This window comes from Thauera sp., assembly GCF_035444905.1.
In the GTDB taxonomy this organism is placed as follows: Bacteria; Pseudomonadota; Gammaproteobacteria; order Burkholderiales; family Rhodocyclaceae; genus Thauera.
On the sequence record NZ_DAOMPS010000038.1, the window covers coordinates 1 to 22,625 of the forward strand.

Here is a 22,625-nt window from a genome sequence, read left to right on the forward strand (position 1 = left end):
TGGCTGGGGAGGAAGGATTCGAACCCTCGAATGCCGGAATCAAAATCCGGTGCCTTAACCGACTTGGCGACTCCCCAAGAAACCTGTTTCGCCGGCGACGCGGATCGTTCGACGAAGCGGGCGCTATTGTAACCACTCGTAAAGCGGATGGCGAGTCAGACTGCGCACTTTCCAGGCTTTCCAGCGTGGCGGACAATTTTTCGCGATGCGGTCGGCCTCGGCTTCCGAGGAGACTTCCGCAAACACGCAGGCACCCGAGCCTGTCATCATGGCTGGCGCCGAGGCGTTCAGCCAATCGATCGCGCGCTGCACTTCGGGATAACGGCTGCACGCAACGGGCTGCAGGTCGTTTCGCGTAGTGCTTGCTGCGAAGTCCGCCATTTTGATCGGGGCGGTATTTCGCGTCAAGTCCTTCGCCGAAAAAATTTCGCCGGTCGGCACCGACACACCCGGCGACAGTACCACGTACCAGGCCGGCGCCAGCGCCAGCGGCTGCAGGGTTTCGCCCACGCCTTCGGCGAAGGCGTCCCGGCCGAACACGAAGACCGGCACGTCGGCGCCGAGCTGAAGGCCGAGCGCCTGCAGCTCGGCACGCGACAGGCCGGTGCCCCACAGGCGGTTGAGGGCGATCAGCGTGGTGGCGGCATCCGAGCTGCCGCCACCCAGGCCGCCGCCCATCGGCAGCACCTTGTGCAAGCTGATGTCCGCGCCCAGCGGGCAGCCGGTGTGTGCCTGCAGCAGGCTTGCGGCGCGCACGACGAGGTCCTCGTCCTCGGCGACGCCGGTCACCGCGTTCGTGCGTCTGATGCGGCCGTCGGTGCGCAGCGCGAAGTCGAGCGTGTCGCCCCAGTCGAGCAGCCGGAATGCCGTCTGCAGCAGGTGGTAGCCATCCGCGCGACGGCCGACCACGTGCAGGAAGAGGTTGAGCTTGGCCGGTGCCGGACAGGCGCGCAGGCGCGTCGGGTCGTCGCCCAGCGGCGGCGGCAGGGTGCTCAGGGCAGCGGCGTCCATGAATCGATCACGAGGCGAAGGCGGGCGTCACCGCGGGAGATGTCGAGGCGCGCAGGGAGGGCTTGCGGCGAATCGTCCGCGTAGCTCTGGTAGTCGATGCGCCAGCCGTGATCGACGAGCAGCGCCGGGCGGCCGTGTGCGTCGCGCAGCCTGACCTCGGCGCTGTCGTCGGGTGCGGCTTGCACCCACAGCGCGAGGCGGGCCACCGGGACCTCGATGCCGAGCACCTGGGGCAGCAGGAGGTCGGCACTGGCCGCCTCGAGGCGTCGGCCGTCCGCGCTCACGAGGCGGGCGCCGCCGGCGTCGCTGTCGAGCCGTGCCGCGACCTGGCCGAGCGGGGTGACCAAGGTCAGGCTGTCGGCGCCGGGCGTATGCTGCCACTCAACGCGGCCGGTCGCCGCCTGCTGGCCGTCACTGGCCGACAGCCGGCCCTCGAGCAGGAAGGCGGGCAGCGCGCTGCGGCTCGCGGCGGCGGTGTCGCCCATCGGGGTGAGTGGCGCGCAGGCGGCCAGCACGCAGCACGCGCCGGCAGCCACAAGCAGGCTGCGCCGGCGCCGCCTGCGGGCGCCGGCCGAAGCGGGCTGCGGGCTCATCGGATTCCCAGGCGCTGCGCGGTTTCGTTCAGCAGGCGATTGTCCGGATGGGCGCTGAGGGCCTCGTCGAGGATGCGGCGGGCATCGTCCTCGCGCGCGAGCGCCCACAACACCTCGCCGAGGTGGGCGGCGATCTCGGCATCCTTGCGAATGGCGTAGGCGCGCTCGAGATGCTCGAGCGCGGTGCTGTTGTCGCCGAGGCGGAAACGCACCCAGCCCATGCTGTCGAGGATGAAGGGGTCGTCGGGCGCCAGTTCGAGTGCGCGCTCGATCAGGTCCTGTGCCTCATCGAGGCGCAGACTGCGATCGGCCAGCGAGTAGCCGAGCGCGTTGTAGGCGTGGGCGTGGTCGGGCTTGAGCTCGATGATGCGGCGCAGCCGGGTCTCCATCAGGTCGATGCGGTCCAGGCGCTCGGCGAGCATGGCCGACTCGTAGAGCAGATCGGTGTCGTCCGGGGTTTCGCGCAATGCATCGTCCAGCACCAGCAGGGCTTCGCCGGAGCGATCGGCATCGCGCAGGATCTGTGCCTCGGCCAGTATGTAGCGACGCGTCACCTGCGGCTCGTCGGGCTCGTCCTGCAGCAGCGTGCGCGCCTCGTCGATGCGGCCCTCGCGCGCCAGGCTCTGGGCGCTGCGGATGGTGGCCTCGGGACGGTGGTTCTCGTCGCTGACTTCGGCAAACCACTTGCGCGCCGCCTCGCCCTCGCCGCGGCTGTCGGCGATCTGGCCGAGGTGCAGGCGGATGAGGTCGGCCTGCGGATGGCCGGCGCCCAGCGCACGCAGGAAGTGCGTCTCGGCCTCGGCAAGCTCGTCGAGTTGCAGCGACAGCAGGCCGACGGCGTAGAGCAGTTCGGCGTCGTCCGGGCTGCCGACGAGCAGATGACGGAACTCGGTGCGTGCGTCGACAAAGCGTTGTGCGCCGACCAGGGCCCGGGCATAGGCCTGGCGCAGCGTCCTGTTGTCGGGCGAGCGCGTGACCTCGGCTTCGAGCTGACGCAAGGCTTCGGCGCCCGCGCCGGCGTGCTGCAGGATCTGTGCCTTTAGCAGCACCCCCGGTTCCCAGCCAGGGCGCAGCTCGAGCGCCCGATCGACGGCGGCGAGCGCTTCCATCGGGTCTTCGGTGATCATCGCCGCCTGGGCGCGGGCGATGTGCGCTTCGGGCACGTCGAGATAGGGCTCGGTCAGGCGGTGCACGATGCTCTTGGTCGCCTGCTTGTCCGGCACCCGGGCCAGCGCACGGTTGAGCCCGAGCAGGTTCTGCGGCAGGCGGCCGTTGGATTGGGCCAGCACGCGGGCGAGCTGGATCTGGATCGCGTCGAGATCGACATCGCCGGGCTCGCCGGCACCGGCGATGCTGCCAAGCACGCGGCGGGCCTCTTCCGAGTCCGGCGCGACCTCGGTCCAGATTCGCGCCGCCTCGGTGGCGATCTGCAGGTTGCGCGAATACATCGCGATCTCGGTGGCGCGGCGTGCGATCCGCGGGTCGCGCGTGGCGCGTGCGAGCTCGAGGTAGAGCTGGGCCGAGAGCCCGATCTGGCCGCGCGCGCCGGCGATCTCGGCGAGCAGGAACTGGTAGAGCGTGCGCGGGGTCAGCTCCTGCGCCGGGAACGCGCCAGCGGCGACGTCGCCGTTGGCGGCAAGGGCGCTCCCACCCGTGCCCAGCGCAAGGGCAAGGCAGACGGAACGGGCGAGACGAGTGAGCTGAATCTTCATGAGCAGGGTCCGACGGACTTCGGTGAGGTGCGCTGGGAATACGCCCCCCGGTATGCCGGCCGGGCGCGCTGTCGCAACTTGGAGGGCTGATCTAGAATTCGGTTCGCGCCATGGTATGCAGATCGGCGCCATGCCTGCAAGCCGGCGACCCGGCGGGGGCCGGCAGTTCCGGCCCCGCCTTTCCCGAACTCGTTCCCGTACACGTCCTCCTGTCTGTCCGCCGCGCGATGCCCGAACTCCCCGAAGTCGAAACCACCCGCCGGGGCATTCGGCCGCATGTCGAGGGCCGGCGCCTGTCTGCCCTGGTCGTGCGCAACCCGCGCCTGCGCCAGCCGGTGGCCGACGACTTGCCCGCGACGATCGCCGGCCTGCGCCTGGCGGCGGTGGGGCGGCGGGCGAAGTATCTCTTGCTCGATTTCGACGCCGGCACGGTGATCGTGCATCTGGGCATGTCGGGCAGCCTGCGCGTCGTGGCCGCCGAGGAGCCGCCCGGGGCACACGATCACGTCGATTTCGTGTTCGGCGAGCAGGCGCTGCGGCTGCGCGACCCGCGCCGTTTCGGCATGGTGCTGTGGCAGACTGGTGCGGTGATGGCACACCCGCTGCTCGCGCGGCTGGGTCCGGAGCCGCTCGACGAGGCCTTCGATGCCGCCTGGCTGCACCGCGTCACACGCGGGCTGCGGGCACCGATCAAGCATGTGCTGATGGACAGCCAGCGTGTGGTCGGAGTCGGCAATATCTACGCCTCCGAGAGTCTTTATCGTGCCCGCATCCACCCGCTGGAGGCCGCCGGCCGGCTCGGGCCGCAGCGTTGCACCCGACTGGTGGCGGCGGTGCGCGACACCCTGACTGCGGCGATTGCCGCCGGCGGCAGCACGCTGCGCGACTTTGTCGGTGGTGACGGCCAGCCGGGCTACTTCCAGCAGCAGTACTTCGTCTACGGGCGCGAGGGCGAGCCTTGTCGCGTGTGCGCAACGCCGATTCAGCGCATCGTCAGCGGCCAGCGCGCCACCTACTATTGTCCGCGCTGCCAGCGACGACGCTGAGCGCCGACCGGGCGCACGCCGCGGTCGGCCCGCGGCGTGCAATTTGGCATGGAAACGGGCTGCTTTCGCCGCTATTGTCCACCGGACGGCGGGCTCCGCGTGGGCCGTCCGCTTGTCGCCCCCGTATCAACGCGTCTGCAATGAGCCAGCCGATGAGCAATCTGACCGAACAGTTTTCTGCCTACAGCCGCTGGCGCGGCAATGCCGGCGAGGCGGTGACGCGGCTACGCAGCTGGCTGTCACGCAACGAGGTGGGCGATGCCCAGTCCGACCTGCGCCTCCACTACCTGCTCGAGCGCCTGCGTGACGACAAGCTGACGGTCGCCTTCGTTGCCGAGTTCTCGCGCGGCAAGTCCGAACTCATCAACGCGATCTTCTTCGCCGATCATGGCGACCGCATCCTGCCGTCGAGCGCCGGGCGCACCACCATGTGCCCGACCGAGCTGCAGTGGTCGCGCGGCGCGCGGCCCGAGCTGCGGCTGCTGCCGATCCACACGCGGGCGCGGCAGAGTCCGGTCAGCGAGTTCAAGCGCTACCCCGAGGAATGGCAAGTGGTGGCGCTCGAGGCGGTCGATGCCGCCAGCCTGCAGGCGGCGCTGGCGCGCGTGGGCGAGACCCTGCGGGTCGACGAGGCCGAGGCGCGGGCACTGGGCTTCGAGGTCGATCCGAGCGGCGAGGACGGCATCAAGCCGGGCGCCGACGGCCGGGTCGAGATTCCCGCCTGGCGCCATGCGCTGATCCAATTCCCGCATCCGCTGCTCGAGCAGGGCCTGGTCGTGCTCGACACACCCGGCCTCAACGCGATCGGCGCCGAGCCCGAGCTGACGCTGTCGATGCTGCCCAACGCCCACGCGGTGCTGTTCATCCTGGCCGCGGACACCGGCGTCACGCAGAGCGACCTTGCCGTCTGGCGCAACTACGTGCAGGGCGGCGGCGGGCGCCAGCGCGGGCGCCTGGTGGTGCTGAACAAGATCGACGGCCTGTGGGACGGCCTGCGCGACGCAGCGCGCATCGAGACCGAGATCGCCCGCCAGGTCGAATCGGTGGCCGAGACGCTGGGCGTCGAGCGCGAGGCGGTGTTCCCGGTGTCGGCGCAGAAGGGGTTGGTGGCGCGCATCCAGGGCGACGCCGCACAGCTCGAACGCAGCCGCATCACCGCGCTCGAGCGCGCCCTGAGCGAGGACCTGCTGCCCACCAAGCAGGACATCGTGCGCGAGGACCTGCTCGCCGAGACGCGCGAGGTGGTGGGTGCGACGCGCGGCCTGCTGGAGGCCCGGCTGGGCGGACTGCGCGAGCAGCTGCAGGAACTCACCGACCTGCGCGGCAAGAACCAGAGCGTCATCGAATACATGATGCGCAAGATCCGCAGCGAGAAGGAGGAGTTCGAGCAGGGACTGCAGAAGTACTACGCGGTGCGCTCGGTGTTCTCCAACCTCACCAACAGCCTGCTCGCCCACATGGGGCTGGATGCGCTGCGCGACGAGACCCGGCGCACGCGCGAGGCGATGCTCGAGTCGACCTTCACCCGCGGCCTGCGCGAAGCGATGCAGGGCTTCTTCAAGAACCTGCGCGCCAACCTCGAGCGCTCGACCACCGAGATCACCGAGATCACGCGCATGCTCGAGACCATGTACAAGCGCTTCAGCGTCGAGCACGGGCTCAAGCTGACCCCGCCCGAGGGCTTTTCGACGCTGCGCTACGAGAAGGAGATCGATCGCCTCGAGGCGGCCTTCAATCGCCAGATCAACACCGCGCTGACCCTGGTCACGACCGAAAAGCACACCCTCACGCAGAAGTTCTTCGAGACCGTGGCGGTGCAGGCCCGCCGCACCTTCGAGGTCGCCAACCGCGATGTCGAGCAGTGGCTGCGCGCGGTGATGTCGCCGCTCGAGACCCAGGTGCGCGAATACCAGATCCAGCTCAAGCGCCGGCTCGAGAGCGTGAAGCGCATCCACGAGGCGACCGACACGCTCGAGAACCGGGTCGAGGAGCTCAAGCAGGGCGAGGAGGCGGTACTCGCGCTGATCGCCGAGCTCGAGGTCCTGGAGCGGGCCATCGCCGAGGCCCTCGGCGTCAGTGACGCAGGGGCTGGCGCGGCGGGCGCCGCGCTCGAAGCCGGACGCGCCGTGGCCTGAGCTGCGATGTGCTAGCGCCGCGGGTGGGCGCGCGAGGCCACGCTGAAGGACAGACGGGCGAGCCTGGCGGCCCGCCCGTCCTGTGACTGCTAGCCGCGAAAGCTCACGCCTTGCCGGTCAGCTTGAGGAACTTCTCCATCAGCTGGTCCTTGCTTTCCTTGTGGTTCGGGTCGAGCGGGATACAGTCGACCGGGCACACCTGCTGGCATTGCGGCTCGTCGAAGTGGCCGACGCACTCGGTGCACTTGTTGGGGTCGATCTCGTAGATCTCGTCACCTTGCGAGATTGCGCCGTTGGGGCATTCCGGTTCGCAGACGTCGCAGTTGATGCACTCGTCGGTAATGATCAGAGCCATGGTCTTTGCTTCCTTGCTTTCACTTTGAGTTCAATTTTTCCCGCAGTCGTGCAAGCACCTGGGGCTGCACGAACTTGCTCACGTCGCCGCCGAGGCGGGCGATCTCACGCACCATGGTGGCCGAGATGAACATGTACTCCTCGGCCGGGGTCAGGAACACCGTCTCGACGTCCGGGTAGAGCTTGCGGTTCATCCCCGCCATCTGGAATTCGTATTCGAAGTCGGACACCGCGCGAAGGCCGCGCAGGATCACGCGCGCGTTCTGCTGCAGCAGAAAATCCATCAGCAGGCAGTCGAAGCCGACCACCGTCACGCCGGGAAAGGCCGCGACCGCCGAGCGCGCGATGTCGACCCGCTCCTCGAGCGAGAAGATGGGGTTCTTGCTGTTGCTCTTGGCCACCGCCACCACGACGCGGTCGAACAGGATCGACGCCCGCCGCACGAGGTCCTCGTGACCCCGGGTGAACGGGTCGAACGTTCCCGGATAGACCGCAATCGTTTCCTTCATGCATCGCTCCCACGCATCAGATGGAAATGAACCTGCCCGGCGTGACCCTGTTTGACGGTGTGCCAGTGGCCCAGGCGCGTCACGGGTGCCTCGGCCTCGACGTAGAGCCAGCCATCGGGCTGCACGATCCGGTCCAGCCAGGGCTCCACGCGCTCGATCCAGCCCTGCTTGTACGGCGGGTCGAGAAACACGCCGTCGAACCGCCGCGGTGTGGTTTGCGCGAATCTTACCGCATCGCCGCGTACGATCTCTACTTGCGAAGCCTGTAGGGTCTTTGCCGTCTTGTGCAGTGCATCGAAGGCGCGCGGGTCGCGTTCGACCAGGACTACGCCGGCGGCGCCGCGCGAGGCGGCCTCGAAGCCGAGGATGCCGGTGCCGGCAAAGAGGTCGAGGCAGTGCTGGCCGTCGAGGTCCTGCCCGAGCCAGTTGAACAGCGTCTCGCGCACGCGGTCGGGCGTGGGGCGCAGGCCCTGGACGTGGGCGACATCGAGCAGGCGCGAGCGCCACTGCCCGCCGACGATGCGCACCCGGCTCAATTGCCGCCGTCCGCGGCGTCGGCCGCCGGGCCCGATCCGTTGGTGGTGCGATCGCCGTCGCCACCCGCAATCACGGTGATCAGCTGATCGGGGCGGATGCGGCGCTGCCAGGCCTCGCGCACCGCCTCGATGCTGACCTTGTGGACCTGCGCGGGATAGGTGTCGAGCCAGTCCAGGGCGAGGCCGTAGAAACCGATCATGGCGACGTGGTCGAGCAGTTTGGCGTTGGAGTCCAGGCGCAGCCCGAAGCCGTTGATGAGGTTGTCCTTGGCCGCCTGCAGTTCCTCGGCACTCGGGCCCTCGGCGAGGAAGGCGTTCAGCGTGTCCCGCACCACGGCGAGCGCTGCCTCGGTCTGGCCGCCGCGGGTCTGCAGGCCGATCTGGAAGGGGCCGGCCACCTGTTGCGGCGACAGGAAGCTGTAGACGCTGTAGGCGAAGCCGCGTTGCTCGCGCACCTCGCGCGTCAGGCGCGACACGAAGCCGCCGCCGCCGAGCACGTAGTTGCCCACCAGCAGCGGGAAGTAGTCGGCGTCCTCGCGCGCCATGCCGGGCTGGCCGACGAGGATGTGGGCCTGGGCCGAGGGGTGGGGGATGTGGAAGGTCTGGGCGCTCGTGGCGGCGGGCGGCGGCGGCGGGGTGGCCGGCTCGGTCTGGGGCAGGGCTTCGGTGAGGCGGATGGCGATGCGTTCGGCGGTGGCGCGGTCGACATCGCCGACGATCGCGACCGCGGCGCGATTGGCACCGTAATGGCGGCGATGAAAGTCGACCAGATCATCGCGGCTGATCGCCGCGAGCGACTCCGGGCTGGTGTTGTTGCCGTAGGGGTGGCCCGCATACAGGGTGGCGTTGAAGGCGCGCGCGGCGAGCGTGCCCGGCTTGGTCAGGGCCTCGCGCAGACCGGCGATCGCGCGTGCGCGCTCGCGCTCGAGGACGTCGGCGGGAAAGCTCGGCCGCGCCAGCAGGGTGGCGACCAGCTCCACCGCGGCGTCGAGCTCGGCGCTGGAGGACAGGCTGCGCAGCGACAGGCTGGCGCGGTCGTTGTCGGCGCCGCCACGCACCTGGGCACCGAGATCGGCCTTGCGGTCGGCGATGGTCTGCTCGTCCAGGTCGCCGGCGCCGGCATCGAGCAGGGCCTGGGTCATGCTCGCCAGCCCGGCCTTGTCGGCGGGGTCGAGCGCGGTGCCGGCGGCGAAGCTGACCTGGATGTCGACCAGCGGCAGGGCGCGGCTCTCGACGAAATGCACCCGCGCGCCGGTCGGCGCCATCCAGTGCTGGATCTGCGGGCCGGCCAGCGTCGGCGAAGCAAGGCCGAGCAGGGAGGCGAGGGTGAGGGCGGGGAGGATGAGGGAGCGAAGCGAGGTGATCATGGCTGGAGGGGGAGTCCCGGTCTGGAGGCGTCAGTGGCGAGGCGCGGCAAAGGGCGAGCGCGGGCGCTTGTCGCCCAGCGGCTGCGGCTCAAGGCGGGCGATGCTGAGGCTGTCGTCGTCGAAATAGCGCCGCGCGACGGCCTGCACCTCTTCGGCGGTGACCGCGCGCAAGCCCTCGAGCAGGCGCTCCTCGTCGCGCCACGACAGGCCGGCAGATTCCAGGTAGCCGATCTCCATCGCCTGCCCCATCAGCGAGTCGCGCTTGAAGACGCGGCTGGCGACGGCCTGGGTCTTGACCCGCGCGAGCTCCTCCGCGCTGATGCCCTGGTCGCGGATACGCTGCAGCTCGGCGCGCAGCGCGGCCTGCAGCTCGTCCATCGTGCGGCCCGGCGCGGGCACGCCGTCGAGGTAGAACAGTGACGGCCCGCGCCCGCTGCCGTCGTAGCCGGCACCGGCCGAGACCGCGAGCTGCTGGTCGCGCACCAGGCGGCGGGTGAGACGGGCACCGTCATAGCCGTCGAGCACCGCGGCCAGCACCTGCAGCGCATAGGCCTCGCGGTCGTTCGCCGGGTCGCGCAGCGCGGGCACCGGCCAGGCCAGGGCGAGGTAGGGCAGCTCGGCCGGCGCCCGCACCTCGGACTTGCGCGGGCCGCGCTGCGCCGGCTCGGGCGAGATGCGGCGCTCGGGCAGCGCGCGCGGCGGGATCGCGCCATAGTGCTTTTCGGCGTCGCGGAACACCTGCTGGTGGTCCACGTCGCCCACCACCACCAGCCAGGCGTTGTTCGGCGCATACCAGCGCCGGTACCACTCGCGTGCGTCCTCGGGCTGCATCGCCTCGAGGTCGGGCATCCAGCCGATCACCGGGCGGCGATAGGGGTGGGCCTGGAAGGCGGTGGCCATCAGTTGTTCGTACACCAGGGCACGCGGCTGGTCGTCGGTGCGCAGGCGGCGTTCTTCCTTGACGACCTCGATCTCGCGCGCGAACTCCTCGTCCTTGAGCACCAGGTTCTGCATGCGGTCGGCCTCGAGCGCCATCATCTCGGCGAGGCGGTCGGGCGGCACCTGCTGGAAGTAGGCCGTGTAGTCCTTGCTGGTGAAGGCGTTGTCGCGCCCGCCGACGGCGGCCACGCGCTTGTTGAATTCGCCCGGGCCGACTTCGGCCGTGCCCTTGAACATCATGTGCTCGAGCACGTGGGCGACACCCGAAACGCCGTCCGGCTCGTCCATCGCGCCCGCGTTGTACCACACCATATGCACCACCGAGGGCGCGCGGCGGTCTTCCTTGACGATCAGCTTCATGCCGTTCGCAAGGGTGGTCTCGAACGGGTTGGCCAGCGCCGGTGGCGCCATCAGCAGGGCGCTGGCGGCGCCCAGCACCAGGGAGCGGGAGAGGGTGTGGCGAAACATGGAGTTGTCCTGCATCTGTTAGAATTCGCGGCACTCCGCGGTGCCCATGCGCGTGACGCTGGCGGGCGCCGGGGAGCCGCATCTTAGCGTGATCGGCTGCGTGCGCCCACGGCTCCCGGGGCGTCGCGCCGACGCAAAACGTCCTCTCTGACCCGAGCGTTTCATGTTTGGTTTCCTGAAGAAGAAGTCGGCCAAGGCCGAGGCCACGGCGCCTGCCGCGGCCGAGCACGTGCCGGCAGAGGCCGCGCCCGAGGTGGCGTCGACCGAGGTGGCGTCGACCGAAGCGGTCGCCCAGGCGGTGACCGAGCCGGCCGTCCCGGCCGTGGTCGAGGCCGCCACGGCCACCGAGGCGGTGCTGCCCGTGGCCGCGCCGGCCGCGCCTGTCGAGCCGCTGACACCGGTGCCGGGCCAGGCGCCCGCCCCCAGACTGTCCTGGTCCGAGCGCCTGAAGGCCGGCCTTGCGCGCACCCGACAACAGATCGGTGGCGGCCTGGCGAGCCTGTTCGGCCTGCGCAAGATCGACGAGGACCTGCTCGAGGAACTCGAGTCCACGCTGCTGATGGCCGACTGCGGCGTCGATGCCACCCAGCACCTGATCGCCGACCTGCGCCTGCGCTGGAAGCGCGACCGCCTCGAGACCGCCGACCAGTTGCAGAAGGCGCTCGCCGACGGCCTGCACGGCATCATCGCGCCGCTCGAGCAGGCGCTCGAGGTTGGCAGCCACCAGCCCTTCATCATCATGATCGCGGGCGTCAATGGCTCGGGCAAGACGACCTCGATCGGCAAGCTCGCCAAGTATTTCCAGGCCCAGGGCAAGAGCGTGCTGCTGGCTGCCGGCGACACCTTCCGCGCCGCGGCGCGCGAGCAGTTGATGACCTGGGGCGAGCGCAACAATGTCACCGTGGTCGCCCAGGAAAGCGGCGATGCCGCGGCGGTGATCTTCGATGCCATCAACGCCGCGCGTGCGCGCAAGATCGACGTCGTGCTGGCGGACACCGCCGGACGGCTGCCGACCCAGCTTCATCTGATGGAAGAGATCGCCAAGGTGCGCCGGGTGATTGCCAAGGCCGACCCCTCCGGCCCGCACGAGGTGTTGCTGGTGCTCGACGCCAACATCGGCCAGAACGCGCTGACCCAGGTCAAGGCCTTCGACAAGGCGATCGGCGTCACCGGCCTGGTGGTCACCAAGCTCGACGGCACCGCCAAGGGCGGCGTGCTGGCGGCGATCGCGCGCCAGTGTCCGAAGCCGCTGCGCTTCATCGGCGTCGGCGAGGGCATCGACGATCTGCAGCCCTTCAAGGCGCGCGAGTTCGTCGATGCGCTGTTCGAGCCGGGCGCGGCCGCGGTCAAGACCGGAGCGGGCAAGCGCGCATGATCGTCTTCGAGGACGTGGCCAAACGCTATGCGGGCGGCTACACGGCGCTGGCCGGGGTCAGCTTCGAGATTCGCCATGGCGAACTGGTCGTGCTGTCGGGGCATTCGGGCGCGGGCAAGAGCACCTTGCTCAAGCTCATCCCGGTGGTCGAGCGCCCCACCGGCGGGCGCGTGCTGATCAACGGGCAGGACGTGTCGCATCTGCCGAAATCCGCCATTCCCTACCTGCGCCGCAACCTCGGCCTGGTGCTGCAGGAGAGCCGGCTGCTGTTCGACCGCAGCGTGTTCGACAACGTCATGCTGCCGCTCGTCATCACCGGCCATCCGCCGCGCGATGCGGCGCGACGGGTGGCGGCGGCCCTCGAGCGGGTGGGGCTGGACGGACGCGGCAAGGAAATGCCTGCCGGGCTATCCGGTGGCGAGCAGCAGCGGGTGGCGATCGCGCGCGCGGTGGTCAACCGGCCGTCCATCCTGATTGCCGACGAGCCGACCGCACACCTCGATCCGGCCTATGCGGCCGACATTGCCGGCCTGTTCCGCTCGTTCAACGAGGCGGGCGTCACCGTGCTGGTGTCCACCCATGATGCCGGCCTGTTCGCGGCCAGTCGTCCGCGCCGGCTGGTGCTGGCAAAGGGACTGCTGGTGGAGGATTCGCGTCCGGGCGGGCGGGCAGTGATGGAGGTGGCGGCATGATGCACTGGCTCTATCTGCACGGGCGGGCGATCGTCCATGCCCTGCGCCGGCTCCTTGCGCAGCCGCTGGGCACCTTGCTTTCGGCGCTGGTGGTCGGCATTGCGCTGTCGCTGCCCGGTGGCGGCTACCTGTTGCTGGACAACGTGGCGACGCTGGCGCGCGGGGTGTCCGGCACGCCCGAGATCAGCCTGTTCCTAGACATGGAGGCGGGCGCCGCCGAGCGGGCGGACATCGAGCAGCGCCTGAAGGCGACGCCCGAGCTGGCGAGCTATCGTTTCGTGTCGCGCGACGAGGCCTTGCGCCAGCTCGAGGCCAGCGGGCTGGGCGACGTGCTCGGCGGCCTCACCGGCAACCCCCTTCCCGACGCCTTCGTGCTGGCGCCGCGCACCGAGGATCCGGCGCTGTTCGAGCGCCTGGCCGAGGACATGCAGGCCTGGCCCAAGGTGGCGCATGTGCAGCTCGATTCGGCCTGGGTCAAGCGGCTGCACGCGCTGCTCGGGCTCGGGCGCTCGGCGGTGCTGATGCTGGCCGGCCTGCTCGGCTTTGCGCTGGTCATCGTCACCTTCAACACCATCCGCCTGCAGATCCTGACCCAGCGCCAGGAGATCGCGGTGAGCCGCCTGCTCGGCGCGACCGACCCCTTCATCCGCCGCCCCTTCTACTGGTTCGGCGGCCTGCAGGGCGCGCTGGGCGGCCTGGTGGCGCTGGGCACGGTGTGGCTGGGCGTGCGCGCCCTGACCGCCCCGGTCACTGCGCTGGCCGAAACCTACGGCGCGGTGTTCACCCTCGGTGGGCCTGACTGGCGCGCGGCGCTGGTCATCGTCGCCTTTGCCGCCTTCCTGGGCTGGCTGGGCGCGGCGATCTCGGTGCGTCGCCATCTGGCGGCGACTTGAATTCGGCGGCTTCACCCCCATGTAGGGATGCGAAATCGATAGGTGGCAAGGCCGGGCGCTGCGCGCAGGCGCTCGAGGCCTTGATAGGCGGGTTCAATCGAGAGTATCTCGATAATCAATTAGATCAATATCGCCGCCCGCTCTAAACTTCATCCCATCGAGTTTCACCCAACGTCCTGCAACCCTTCGGAGGTTCTACATGTCGCTGATCAACACCCAAGTCAAGCCCTTCAAGGCCACCGCTTTCCACAACGGCAAGTTCGTGCCGGTCACCGAAGAGAACTTCATCGGCAAGTGGTCCGTGGTGATCTTCATGCCCGCTGCCTTCACCTTCAACTGCCCGACCGAGATCGAGGACGCTGCCGATCACTACGGCGAGTTCGAGAAGGCCGGCGCCGAGGTGTACATCGTCACCACCGATACCCACTTCTCGCACAAGGTCTGGCATGAGACTTCGGCTGCGGTCGGCAAGGCCCGCTTCCCGCTGGTCGGCGATCCGACCCACCAGCTGACCAACGCCTTCGACGTGCATATCGCCGAGGAAGGCCTGGCCCTGCGCGGCACCTTCATCATCAACCCGGAAGGCATCATCAAGACGATGGAAGTGCACGACAACGCCATCGCCCGTGACGTGACCGAGACGGTTCGCAAGCTGAAGGCCGCCCAGTACGTCGCTTCGCACCCGAACGAGGTCTGCCCGGCCAAGTGGAAGGAGGGCGAGAAGACCCTGGCGCCGTCGATCGACCTGGTCGGCAAGATCTAAGTCGCTGCATCTGCCCGGACCTACCCGGTCCGGGTCGCCAGTTGCACAGCCGGCCACGTGCCGGCTGTGTCGCATCAGGACCGACGTAAACAGCGGCGGTCGCACTCATCAAGGGAGAAGCCATCATGCTGGACGCCAACATCAAGACTCAACTGAAAGCCTACCTGGAGCGGGTGACGCAGCCGATCGAGATCGTGGCGTCGCTGGACGATGGTCCCAAGTCGCAGGAGATGCGCGAGCTGCTGCAGGACGTCGTCGAGCAGTCCACCCTGATCACCCTGACCGACAACGGCAGCGATGCGCGCAAGCCGTCCTTCTCGGTCGGTCCCAAGGGCGGCGAAGGCCGGGTGCGCTTCGCCGGCCTGCCGATGGGCCACGAATTCACCTCGCTGATCCTCGCCCTGCTGCAGTCCGCGGGCTATCCGCCCAAGGTCGAGGCGGACGTGATCGAGCAGATCAAGAGCCTCGAAGGCGAGTTCAACTTCGAGACCTACATCTCATTGTCCTGCCACAACTGCCCGGACGTGGTGCAGGCGCTCAACCTGATGGCGATCCTCAACCCCAACATCCGCCACACCATGATCGACGGCGCGCTGTTCCAGAAGGAAGTGGAAGAGCGCCAGATCATGGCCGTGCCCACGGTCTACCTGAACGGCAAGGAGTTCGGTCAGGGCCGTATGGAGCTGGGCGAGATCCTCGCCAAGGTCGACACCGGCGCCGCCGCGCGCGACGCTAGGAAGCTGTCGGCCAAGGACCCGTTCGACGTGCTCATCGTCGGTGGCGGCCCGGCCGGCGCCGCGGCGGCGATCTACGCGGCGCGCAAGGGCATCCGCACCGGCATCGTCGCCGAGCGCTTCGGCGGCCAGGTGATGGACACGATGGCGATCGAGAACTTCATCTCGGTGAAGGAAACCGAAGGCCCGAAGCTGGTGATGGCGCTCGAGGAGCACGTCAAGCAGTATGAGGTCGACGTCATGAACCTGCAGCGCGCGGCCAAGCTCGTGCCCGGCAGCGAGGACGGCAGCGTGCTCGCCGAGGTGCAGCTCGAGAACGGCGCCGCGCTCAAGGCGAAGACCGTGATCGTGGCCACCGGTGCGCGCTGGCGCGAGATGAACGTGCCCGGCGAGCAGGAATTCCGCGGCAAGGGCGTGGCCTACTGCCCGCACTGTGACGGCCCGCTGTTCAAGGGCAAGCGTGTGGCGGTGATCGGCGGCGGCAACTCCGGCGTCGAGGCGGCGATCGACCTCGCCGGCATCGTCGCCCATGTCACCTTGCTCGAATTCGCCGAAGACCTGCGTGCCGATGCCGTGCTGCAGAGAAAGCTCTACAGCCTGCCCAACGTCACCGTGATCAAGAGCGCACAGACCACCGAGGTAACCGGCACCGACAAGGTCAACGGCCTCGTGTACAAGGACCGCAAGACCGACGAGGTGCATCGCCTCGAGCTCGAAGGCATCTTCGTGCAGATCGGCCTGCTGCCCAACACCGACTTCCTCAAGGGCACGCTCGAGCTCAGCCGCTTCGGCGAAGTCATCGTCGATGCCAGGACGCAGACCTCGCTGCCGGGCGTGTTCGCCGCCGGCGACTGCACCACGGTGCCGTACAAGCAGATCATCATCGCCATGGGCGAGGGCTCGAAGGCGGCGCTGTCGGCCTTCGATCACCTGATCCGCACGTCCGCGCCGGCCTGAGCGTCGCCCCTTCGGCCTGCCAAGTCGCCCCGCCCTCGCGCGGGGCGCTTGCATTGCGGGCACGTCCGGCACACTTGCCTGTCACACCCCGCAGCCCATCAGGAGATGCCCGTCGTGTTGTTCCGCTGGTTTGAAAACCGCGTCGATGCCTACCCGGAAGCGCCGCCCGCGCCTGCGCCGAAGGGCTTCTTCGCCTTCCTGTGGGCTGGCACCGAGGGCCTGCGCCCCTTCATCCTCGGCATGACGCTGCTGACCGCGACCATCGGCGCCTTCGAGGCCTTGCTGTTCGCGATGCTCGGCCAAGTGGTGGACTGGCTGGCGGCGGTCGAGCCGGCGCGGCTATGGGCGGACGAGGGCGGCAAGCTGCTGCTGCTGGCGGCGATCATCATCGGCAGCATCGTGCTGGTGGCGGTCCAGACCATGCTCAAGCACCAGGCGCTGGCGGGTAACTTTCCGATGCGGTTGCGCTGGAACTTCCACCGCCTGATGCTCGGCCAGAGCATGAGCTTCTACCAGGACGAGTTTGCCGGCCGGGTGTCGGCCAAGGTCATGCAGACCGCGCTGGCCGTGCGTGACACCTGCCTGATCATGACCGACATCCTGGTCTTCGTCGTGATCTATTTCGTCACCCTGACCGTGGTGGTGGCGAGCTTCGACCTCTGGATGCTGCTGCCCTTCCTCGGCTGGCTGGTGCTTTACCTGAGCACCTTGCGCTGGTTCGTGCCGCGGCTGGCGAAGGTGGCCCGCGCACAGGCCGACGCCCGTTCGCTGATGACCGGGCGCATCACCGACGCCTACACGAACATCGCCACGGTCAAGCTGTTCTCCCATGCCGGGCGCGAAGCGGGCTACGCGCGCGGCGCGATGAAGGAGTTCATGCACACCGTGCATGCGCAGATGCGCCTGGTAAGCGGCATCGAGATCGTCAATCACAGCCTGGCGATGCTGATGATCCTGTCGACCAGCGGCGTCGCGCTGTGGCTGTGGACGCAGGGCGAGGTCGGCGTCGGCGCGGTGGCGGCGGCGACGGCGATGGCGCTGCGCCTGAACGGCATGTCGCACTGGGTGATGTGGGAGGCCGCACAATTGTTCGAAAACGTCGGCACGGTGCAGGACGGCATCAACACCTTGTCGCGACCGCACGCGGTGGTCGACCGTGCGGACGCCAAACCGCTGGTGGTCAAGCATGGCGAGATCCGCTTCGAGCAGCTGGTGTTCGCCTATGGCGCGCGCGGCCCCGAGGCGAGGCGGGTGATCGACGACTTCTCGCTGCGCATCCGCCCGGGCGAGAAGATCGGCGTGGTCGGCCGCTCGGGCGCCGGTAAATCCACCCTGGTCAATCTGCTGCTGCGCTTCTACGACCTCGAGCAGGGGCGCATCCTGATCGACGGCCAGGACATCGCCGGCGTCACCCAGAACAGCCTGCGCGCGCAGATCGGCATGGTCACGCAGGACACCTCGCTGCTACACCGCTCGGTGCGCGACAACATCCTCTACGGCCGCCCCGACGCCAGCGACGAGGACATGATCGCCGCCGCCAGGCGCGCCGAGGCGCACGACTTCATCCTCGGCCTCACCGACCCCAAGGGCCGGCGCGGCTACGATGCCCACGTCGGCGAGCGCGGCGTGAAGTTGTCCGGCGGCCAGCGCCAGCGCATCGCGATCGCGCGCGTGATGCTCAAGGATGCGCCCATCCTGCTGCTCGACGAGGCCACCAGCGCGCTCGACTCCGAGGTCGAGGCCGCCATCCAGGCCAGCCTGTACCGACTCATGGAAGGCAAGACCGTGGTCGCGATCGCGCATCGGCTGTCGACGATCGCCGCCATGGATCGCCTGGTGGTGATGGACCGGGGGCGCATCGTCGAGGAGGGCGACCATCGCAGCCTGCTCGCGCGCGGCGGCCTGTATGCGCGCCTGTGGGCGCATCAGAGCGGCGGCTTCCTGGGCGAGGAGGCCGAGGACGGCGCCGACGCGCCAGCCGGCCAGGGGGCTGATGAGGGCGAGCCGGCCGCGCTGGCGTGATGCATGCAGCGGCGTCGCCGCGGGCGAATCATTAAAATGCGCCTATGAACCCCGATCGGCCTGCCATGCCTCCACCCCGTACGCCGCTGGACGTCAATTTCGTCCGCACGGTGGTGGTCGTGTACGCATCGTGCGGGCTGCTGTTCGGCGCGCTGATGCTGCTCGAGTGGCACTGGATCGATCGCAGCATCGCCGCCGTCGCGCGCGAACGCGGCGCGGCGCTGTTCTCCCTGATCGAGACGACACGCCAGTGGAACGCGCGCCATGGCGGCGTGTACGTTCCGGTCACCGAGGACGCAAAGCCCAATCCCTACCTGAAGCATCCGCAGCGCGACATCACCACCACCGACGGCCGCGCGCTGACCATGGTCAACCCCGCCTACATGACGCGCCAGATCGCCCAGATCGCCGAGCGCACCGAGGGCATCCAGCTCCACATCACCAGCCTCGATCCGATTCGCGCGGAGAACGGTCCGGACCCCTGGGAGGCGGAAGCACTCGCGCGTTTCGATCGGGGCGAGCCGGAGGTGCTGGCGCTGGTCGATGGGGGCGGCGCCCCGGTGCACCGCTACATGGCACCCCTGGTCGTGGTGTCGGCCTGCCTGCAGTGTCATGGCGTGCAGGGCTACAAGGTGGGGGACATCCGTGGCGGCATCTCGGTGAACATGCCGGCCCAGGCCCTGGTCGAGATGCGCAACTCGCAACGCTGGCGCACGGGCCTGCTGCACCTGGCGGCCTTCCTGCTGTCGGCTGGGCTGATCCATGGCCTGCTGCTCGTCCAGCGCCGCCACATGCGGGTGGTGAGCGACATCAATGCCACGCAGGAGCGGCTGATCGCACGCCGCACGCAGGAGCTGGCCGAGGCCAACCAGCAGCTGGCCGGCGAGGTGGAGCAGCATCGGCGCAGCGCGCGCCAGCTCGCCGACAGCGAGGCGCGCTACCGGGCGATCTTCGAGGGCGCAGCGGAGGGCATCATGGTGACGGACGCGCACGCCCGCATCACCCAGGTCAATCCGGCCTTCTGCGACATCACCGGCTACGCGGCGGATGAGGTGATCGGTCGCAGCCCGGCCCTGATGGCGTCGGGCAGGCACGACGCCGCCTTCTTCGATGACATGCTCGCCCGGCTCGCGCACGAAGGCACCTGGCAGGGCGAGATCTGGAACCGGCGCAAGAGCGGCGACCTGTACGTGCAGTGGATGTCGGTCGCACGCATCGGCGATGCCGGCGACCCGCAGGGCTTTGTCGCCACGCTGACCGACATCACGCAGCGCAAGAAGGCCGAGGAGGAGATCCGCTACCGCGCCGATCACGACCCGCTCACCGGCCTGCCCAACCGCGCGCTGTTCGACGACCGCCTCGCGCTCGCCCTGGCCGGCGCCCATCGGCGCGGGCAGCAGTTCGCGCTGTTGTTCGTCGATCTGGACTACTTCAAGGGGGTGAACGACCGCTTCGGCCATCTCGCCGGCGATGCGCTGCTGGTCGAGGCCGGTAACCGCCTCAACGAGTGTGTGCGCGAGTCGGACACGGTGGCGCGCTTCGGAGGTGACGAGTTCGCCGTGATCCTCAACGAGGTCGGCGGCGCGGCCGAGACCGAGGAGGTCGCCAGCCGCATCGCCGCCGCCATCGCCCGCCCCTTCGTCTTCCCCGAAGGCGAAGCGACGATCTCGGCCTCGATCGGCGTGGTGCTCGCGCCGCAGGACGGCAGCGACGCCGAGACGCTGCAGCGGCGGGCGGACCTGGCGCTATACGCGGTCAAGCACGGCGGCCGCGGCCGCCACCGCTTCTACGGCGCGGAACTCGGCAGCTGATGCGGAACTGACCCCCGGCCGCTGGCCAGGGGTTGGGCGGCATGTGAGGGCGCGATCGCGGTCGCGCCTCAGACCGCGCCCTCGTCGCGCAGCCGGGCGATGTCCGCCGCGCTGTAGCCGAGGCCCTGCAACACCGCGTCGGTGTGCGCCCCCAGCGCGGGGCCGATCCACTCTGCGCCGCCCGGCGTCGCCGACAGCTTGGGCACCACCCCCGGCATGCGGCAGTCGCGGCCGTCGGGCAGTTTCACCGTGTGCAGCATCTCGCGCGCGATGAATTGCGGGTCGGCGAACATGTTGGCCACCGAGTAGATGCGCGAGGCCGGCACCTCGGCCGCGGCGAGCGCAGCCAGCACCTCCGCCTCGTCGTGCTGCACCACCCAGGCGTCGATCAGCGCGTAGAGTTCGTCGCGGCGCGCATCGCGGCCGGCGTTGTCGGCCAGCGTCGGGTCGTCGGCGAGGTCGTCGCGGCCCATCGCCTTCATCAGCCGGCGGAAGATCGCGTCGCCGTTGGCGCCGATGGTGATGTGGCGGCCGTCGCGGGTGGTGTGGGTGTTGGACGGCGTGATGCCCGGCATGATGTTGCCGGTGCGCTCGCGCACGAAGCCGAACACGTCGAACTCGGGCACCAGCGACTCCATCATCGCGAACACCGCCTCGTACAGCGCGACATCCACCACCTGGCCCGCGCCGCCGTTCACCTCCTTGTGGCGCAGCGCCATCAGCGCGCCGAGCGCACCCCACAGCGCCGCGATCGAGTCGCCGATCGAGATCCCGGTCTTGACCGGTGGCCGGTCGGGGAAGCCGGTGACGTAGCGCAGCCCGCCCATCGATTCGCCGATCGCCCCGAAGCCTGGCTGCTGCGCCATCGGCCCGCTCTGGCCGAAGCCCGACAGGCGCAGCATGACCAGGCCGGGGTTGATCGCCGACAGCGCCTCCCAGCCGAGGCCGAGCTTGTCGAGCACGCCGGGGCGGAAATTCTCGACCACGATGTCGGCCTCGGCCACCAGCCGGCGCACCACCTCGATGCCTTCGGGGTGCTTCAGGTTCACCGTCAACGACTTTTTGTTGCGCGACTGCAGGTACCACCACAGCGAGGTGCCTTCGTAGAGCTTGCGCCACTTGCGCAGCGGATCGCCGCCGTCGGGCGACTCGATCTTGATCACCTCGGCGCCGAACTCGGCAAGGATGCGGGCGGCGAAGGGGCCGGCGATAAGGGTGCCGAGTTCGACGACCTTGAGGCCGGCGAGGGGTTTGGGCGCGGAGGTCATGGCAGGAGCGCGGGGAGTGATGAACGGGCTGCCATTATCTCAGCATGGGGGTCGCCGCACCCGTGCCGACCGCTTCCGTGAGGCGGGTTCGGCGCCGCAGCGTGATCGGGGGCGCGTGGGCAGGCGATAATCGAGCCCGCCCGCATCCTGCCTGCCGAATGCCATGCCGCTCCACGACCGCCGCCAGTTCTCGCCCTCCGCCGCGCGCAACCGCGATCCCATTCTCGCCGTGCTGCAGCGCGTGCTGCCGGCCGAAGGCCTGGTGCTCGAGTTCGGCAGCGGCACTGGCGAGCACGCGGTGCATTTCGCCCGCCACCTGCCGGCGCTGCGCTGGCAGCCGAGCGATGCCGACCCCGCAGCGATGCCTTCGATCACGGACTGGGTGGCGTACAGCGCGCTGACCAACGTGCTGGCCCCGCTGTGCTTGGATCTTGCGGCCAGCCCCTGGCCGGTCGCCGCGGCCGACGCGATCGTGGCGATCAACGTGCTGCATTACTCGCCGTGGGAGAGCACGCCCGCGTTGTTTGCCGGTGCGGCGGCGGTCTTGCCCGCAGGCGGCGTGGTTTATTGCTATGGCCCTTACCGCCGCGGTGGCGCACATACCGCGCCGAGCAATGCCGACTTCGACGAATGGTTGCGCAGCGTCGATCCGCGCTTTGCGGTGCGCGACCTGGAAGCGGTGGATGCCGAGGCGCAGCTGCGCGGTTTTCGGCTGGAAGAAGTGGTCGACATGCCGGCGAACAACTTCAGCCTGGTGTTCCGCCGCGCCTGAGGGCGCGTGGCTGGCGCAAGCAGCCCGATCGTCGTCGGACCCCGCTGCGGTCCAGCACACGCCGCTCGCCGGTCCGTCGATGCACTTGATTTCTCGAGCCCGGGCCTCATGTGTCGTAGCGGGTAGGCGGGCGCGCGGCCGTGGCTGCAGCTGCCTTGCGCGGCAAGTCGATCCGGCCTTGCGACCCGATGTCGAGACCCGCTTTCAGGAACACGTCATGAACGAATCACTGCACATCGTTTGTCCCCACTGCCACGGCATCAACCGCGTGCCTGGCAATCGGCTGGGCGAGGCGCCCAGTTGCGGTCGCTGTCATCAGGCGCTGTTCGACGGCGCGCCGGCGGCGCTCACGGCCGACAGCTTCGCACGCCATGTCGAGCGCAATGACCTGCCCGTGCTGGTGGACTTCTGGGCGCCCTGGTGCGGGCCATGCAAGATGATGGCGCCGCAGTTCCAGCAGGCCGCAGGCATGCTCGAGCCGCGAGTGCGCCTGGCCAAGCTGAACACCGAGGCCGAGCAGAGTCTGGCGGCACGCTACGGGATTCGCAGCATCCCGACCATGGTGCTGTTTCACGGCGGGCGCGAGATTGCGCGCCAGAGCGGCGCCATGGGCGCGCAGGACATCGTGCGCTGGGCGACGGCGCAGCTGGGCTGAACAGGGCTCGAGA

The 22,625-nt window shown here is 69.2% G+C and carries 20 protein-coding genes and 1 tRNA gene; 11 read left to right on the forward strand and 10 right to left on the reverse strand.

Translation table 11 applies throughout. The annotated features are described in order from the left end of the window. The 4 genes from PLC66_RS15680 to PLC66_RS15695 all read right to left on the reverse strand — a co-directional run bounded on the left by PLC66_RS15680 (position 1) and on the right by PLC66_RS15695 (position 3,316). Positions 1-77: transfer RNA gene (locus PLC66_RS15680), tRNA-Gln, on the reverse strand. A 46-nt stretch (positions 78-123) separates the two neighbouring features. Further along, positions 124-1,011 carry a 4-(cytidine 5'-diphospho)-2-C-methyl-D-erythritol kinase gene (ispE, locus tag PLC66_RS15685; RefSeq protein WP_324542059.1) on the reverse strand — a complete coding sequence of 296 codons (888 nt, stop codon included), beginning with the start codon at positions 1,009-1,011 and terminating at the stop codon, positions 124-126. Beyond that, positions 993-1,604, reverse strand: coding sequence for a lipoprotein insertase outer membrane protein LolB (gene lolB, locus PLC66_RS15690; protein ID WP_324542061.1), 612 nt, complete (start codon positions 1,602-1,604; stop codon positions 993-995). The genes ispE and lolB overlap by 19 nt, the downstream gene beginning before the upstream one ends. Further along, positions 1,601-3,316, reverse strand: a complete 1,716-nt coding sequence (locus PLC66_RS15695) for a tetratricopeptide repeat protein (protein WP_324542063.1) — start codon at positions 3,314-3,316, stop codon at positions 1,601-1,603. Before PLC66_RS15695 ends, lolB begins: the two co-directional genes overlap by 4 nt. Before the next feature lie 227 nt (positions 3,317-3,543). Here PLC66_RS15695 and mutM point away from each other — a divergent pair, with 227 nt between their 5' ends. Together mutM and PLC66_RS15705 are read left to right on the forward strand one after the other, a co-directional pair. After that, complete coding sequence (mutM, locus tag PLC66_RS15700) at positions 3,544-4,362, forward strand: bifunctional DNA-formamidopyrimidine glycosylase/DNA-(apurinic or apyrimidinic site) lyase (protein ID WP_324542065.1); 819 nt, start codon at positions 3,544-3,546, stop codon at positions 4,360-4,362. Between the two features lie 152 nt (positions 4,363-4,514). Further along, positions 4,515-6,497, forward strand: a complete 1,983-nt coding sequence (locus PLC66_RS15705) for a dynamin family protein (RefSeq protein WP_324542067.1) — start codon at positions 4,515-4,517, stop codon at positions 6,495-6,497. A 103-nt stretch (positions 6,498-6,600) separates the two neighbouring features. On the opposite strand, the gene PLC66_RS15710 is transcribed toward PLC66_RS15705, so the two are convergent. The 5 genes from PLC66_RS15710 to PLC66_RS15730 are packed head-to-tail and all read right to left on the reverse strand — an operon-like array spanning position 6,601 to position 10,670. Next, positions 6,601-6,852, reverse strand: a complete 252-nt coding sequence (locus PLC66_RS15710; protein WP_324542069.1) for a YfhL family 4Fe-4S dicluster ferredoxin — start codon at positions 6,850-6,852, stop codon at positions 6,601-6,603. Between the two features lie 19 nt (positions 6,853-6,871). Further along, positions 6,872-7,360 (reverse strand): pantetheine-phosphate adenylyltransferase, encoded by a 489-nt coding sequence (gene coaD, locus PLC66_RS15715; RefSeq protein ID WP_324542071.1) that lies wholly within the window; start codon positions 7,358-7,360, stop codon positions 6,872-6,874. Then, entirely contained in the window at positions 7,357-7,896 is a 540-nt protein-coding gene (rsmD, locus tag PLC66_RS15720) for a 16S rRNA (guanine(966)-N(2))-methyltransferase RsmD (RefSeq protein ID WP_324542073.1), read from the reverse strand. The genes coaD and rsmD overlap by 4 nt, the downstream gene beginning before the upstream one ends. Next, positions 7,893-9,263 carry a M16 family metallopeptidase gene (locus PLC66_RS15725; protein WP_324542075.1) on the reverse strand — a complete coding sequence of 457 codons (1,371 nt, stop codon included), beginning with the start codon at positions 9,261-9,263 and terminating at the stop codon, positions 7,893-7,895. Before PLC66_RS15725 ends, rsmD begins: the two co-directional genes overlap by 4 nt. A 30-nt stretch (positions 9,264-9,293) precedes the next feature. Further along, positions 9,294-10,670, reverse strand: a complete 1,377-nt coding sequence (locus tag PLC66_RS15730) for a M16 family metallopeptidase (protein ID WP_324542078.1) — start codon at positions 10,668-10,670, stop codon at positions 9,294-9,296. Between the two features lie 163 nt (positions 10,671-10,833). Here PLC66_RS15730 and ftsY point away from each other — a divergent pair, with 163 nt between their 5' ends. The 7 genes from ftsY to PLC66_RS15765 all read left to right on the forward strand — a co-directional run bounded on the left by ftsY (position 10,834) and on the right by PLC66_RS15765 (position 19,917). Continuing rightward, the gene (gene ftsY / locus PLC66_RS15735; protein ID WP_324542080.1) at positions 10,834-12,045 is read left to right on the forward strand and encodes a signal recognition particle-docking protein FtsY; all 1,212 of its coding nucleotides are present in this window, start codon (positions 10,834-10,836) and stop codon (positions 12,043-12,045) included. Continuing rightward, positions 12,042-12,737 (forward strand): cell division ATP-binding protein FtsE, encoded by a 696-nt coding sequence (locus PLC66_RS15740; protein ID WP_324542082.1) that lies wholly within the window; start codon positions 12,042-12,044, stop codon positions 12,735-12,737. The genes ftsY and PLC66_RS15740 overlap by 4 nt, the downstream gene beginning before the upstream one ends. After that, positions 12,734-13,630, forward strand: a complete 897-nt coding sequence (gene ftsX, locus PLC66_RS15745; RefSeq protein ID WP_324542084.1) for a permease-like cell division protein FtsX — start codon at positions 12,734-12,736, stop codon at positions 13,628-13,630. The genes PLC66_RS15740 and ftsX overlap by 4 nt, the downstream gene beginning before the upstream one ends. 199 nt (positions 13,631-13,829) lie before the next feature. Further along, entirely contained in the window at positions 13,830-14,393 is a 564-nt protein-coding gene (gene ahpC, locus PLC66_RS15750; RefSeq protein WP_324542086.1) for an alkyl hydroperoxide reductase subunit C, read from the forward strand. Between the two features lie 125 nt (positions 14,394-14,518). Next, positions 14,519-16,084, forward strand: a complete 1,566-nt coding sequence (gene ahpF, locus PLC66_RS15755; RefSeq protein ID WP_324542088.1) for an alkyl hydroperoxide reductase subunit F — start codon at positions 14,519-14,521, stop codon at positions 16,082-16,084. Positions 16,085-16,198: 114 nt separating this feature from the next. Further along, entirely contained in the window at positions 16,199-18,106 is a 1,908-nt protein-coding gene (locus PLC66_RS15760) for an ABC transporter ATP-binding protein (protein ID WP_503012224.1), read from the forward strand. Positions 18,107-18,171: 65 nt separating this feature from the next. Next, positions 18,172-19,917, forward strand: a complete 1,746-nt coding sequence (locus PLC66_RS15765) for a diguanylate cyclase domain-containing protein (protein ID WP_324542091.1) — start codon at positions 18,172-18,174, stop codon at positions 19,915-19,917. Positions 19,918-19,985: 68 nt separating this feature from the next. Here PLC66_RS15765 and PLC66_RS15770 read toward each other — a convergent pair whose 3' ends face one another. Further along, the gene (locus PLC66_RS15770; RefSeq protein ID WP_324542093.1) at positions 19,986-21,185 is read right to left on the reverse strand and encodes a CaiB/BaiF CoA transferase family protein; all 1,200 of its coding nucleotides are present in this window, start codon (positions 21,183-21,185) and stop codon (positions 19,986-19,988) included. Between the two features lie 163 nt (positions 21,186-21,348). Between PLC66_RS15770 and PLC66_RS15775 the strand changes: the two genes are divergently transcribed. Continuing rightward, the gene (locus PLC66_RS15775; protein ID WP_324542095.1) at positions 21,349-21,957 is read left to right on the forward strand and encodes a DUF938 domain-containing protein; all 609 of its coding nucleotides are present in this window, start codon (positions 21,349-21,351) and stop codon (positions 21,955-21,957) included. A gap of 217 nt (positions 21,958-22,174) precedes the next feature. Next, a complete protein-coding gene (gene trxC / locus PLC66_RS15780) occupies positions 22,175-22,612 on the forward strand; it encodes a thioredoxin TrxC (protein ID WP_324542097.1) in 438 nt (145 codons plus the stop codon). Positions 22,613-22,625 lie beyond the last annotated feature (13 nt).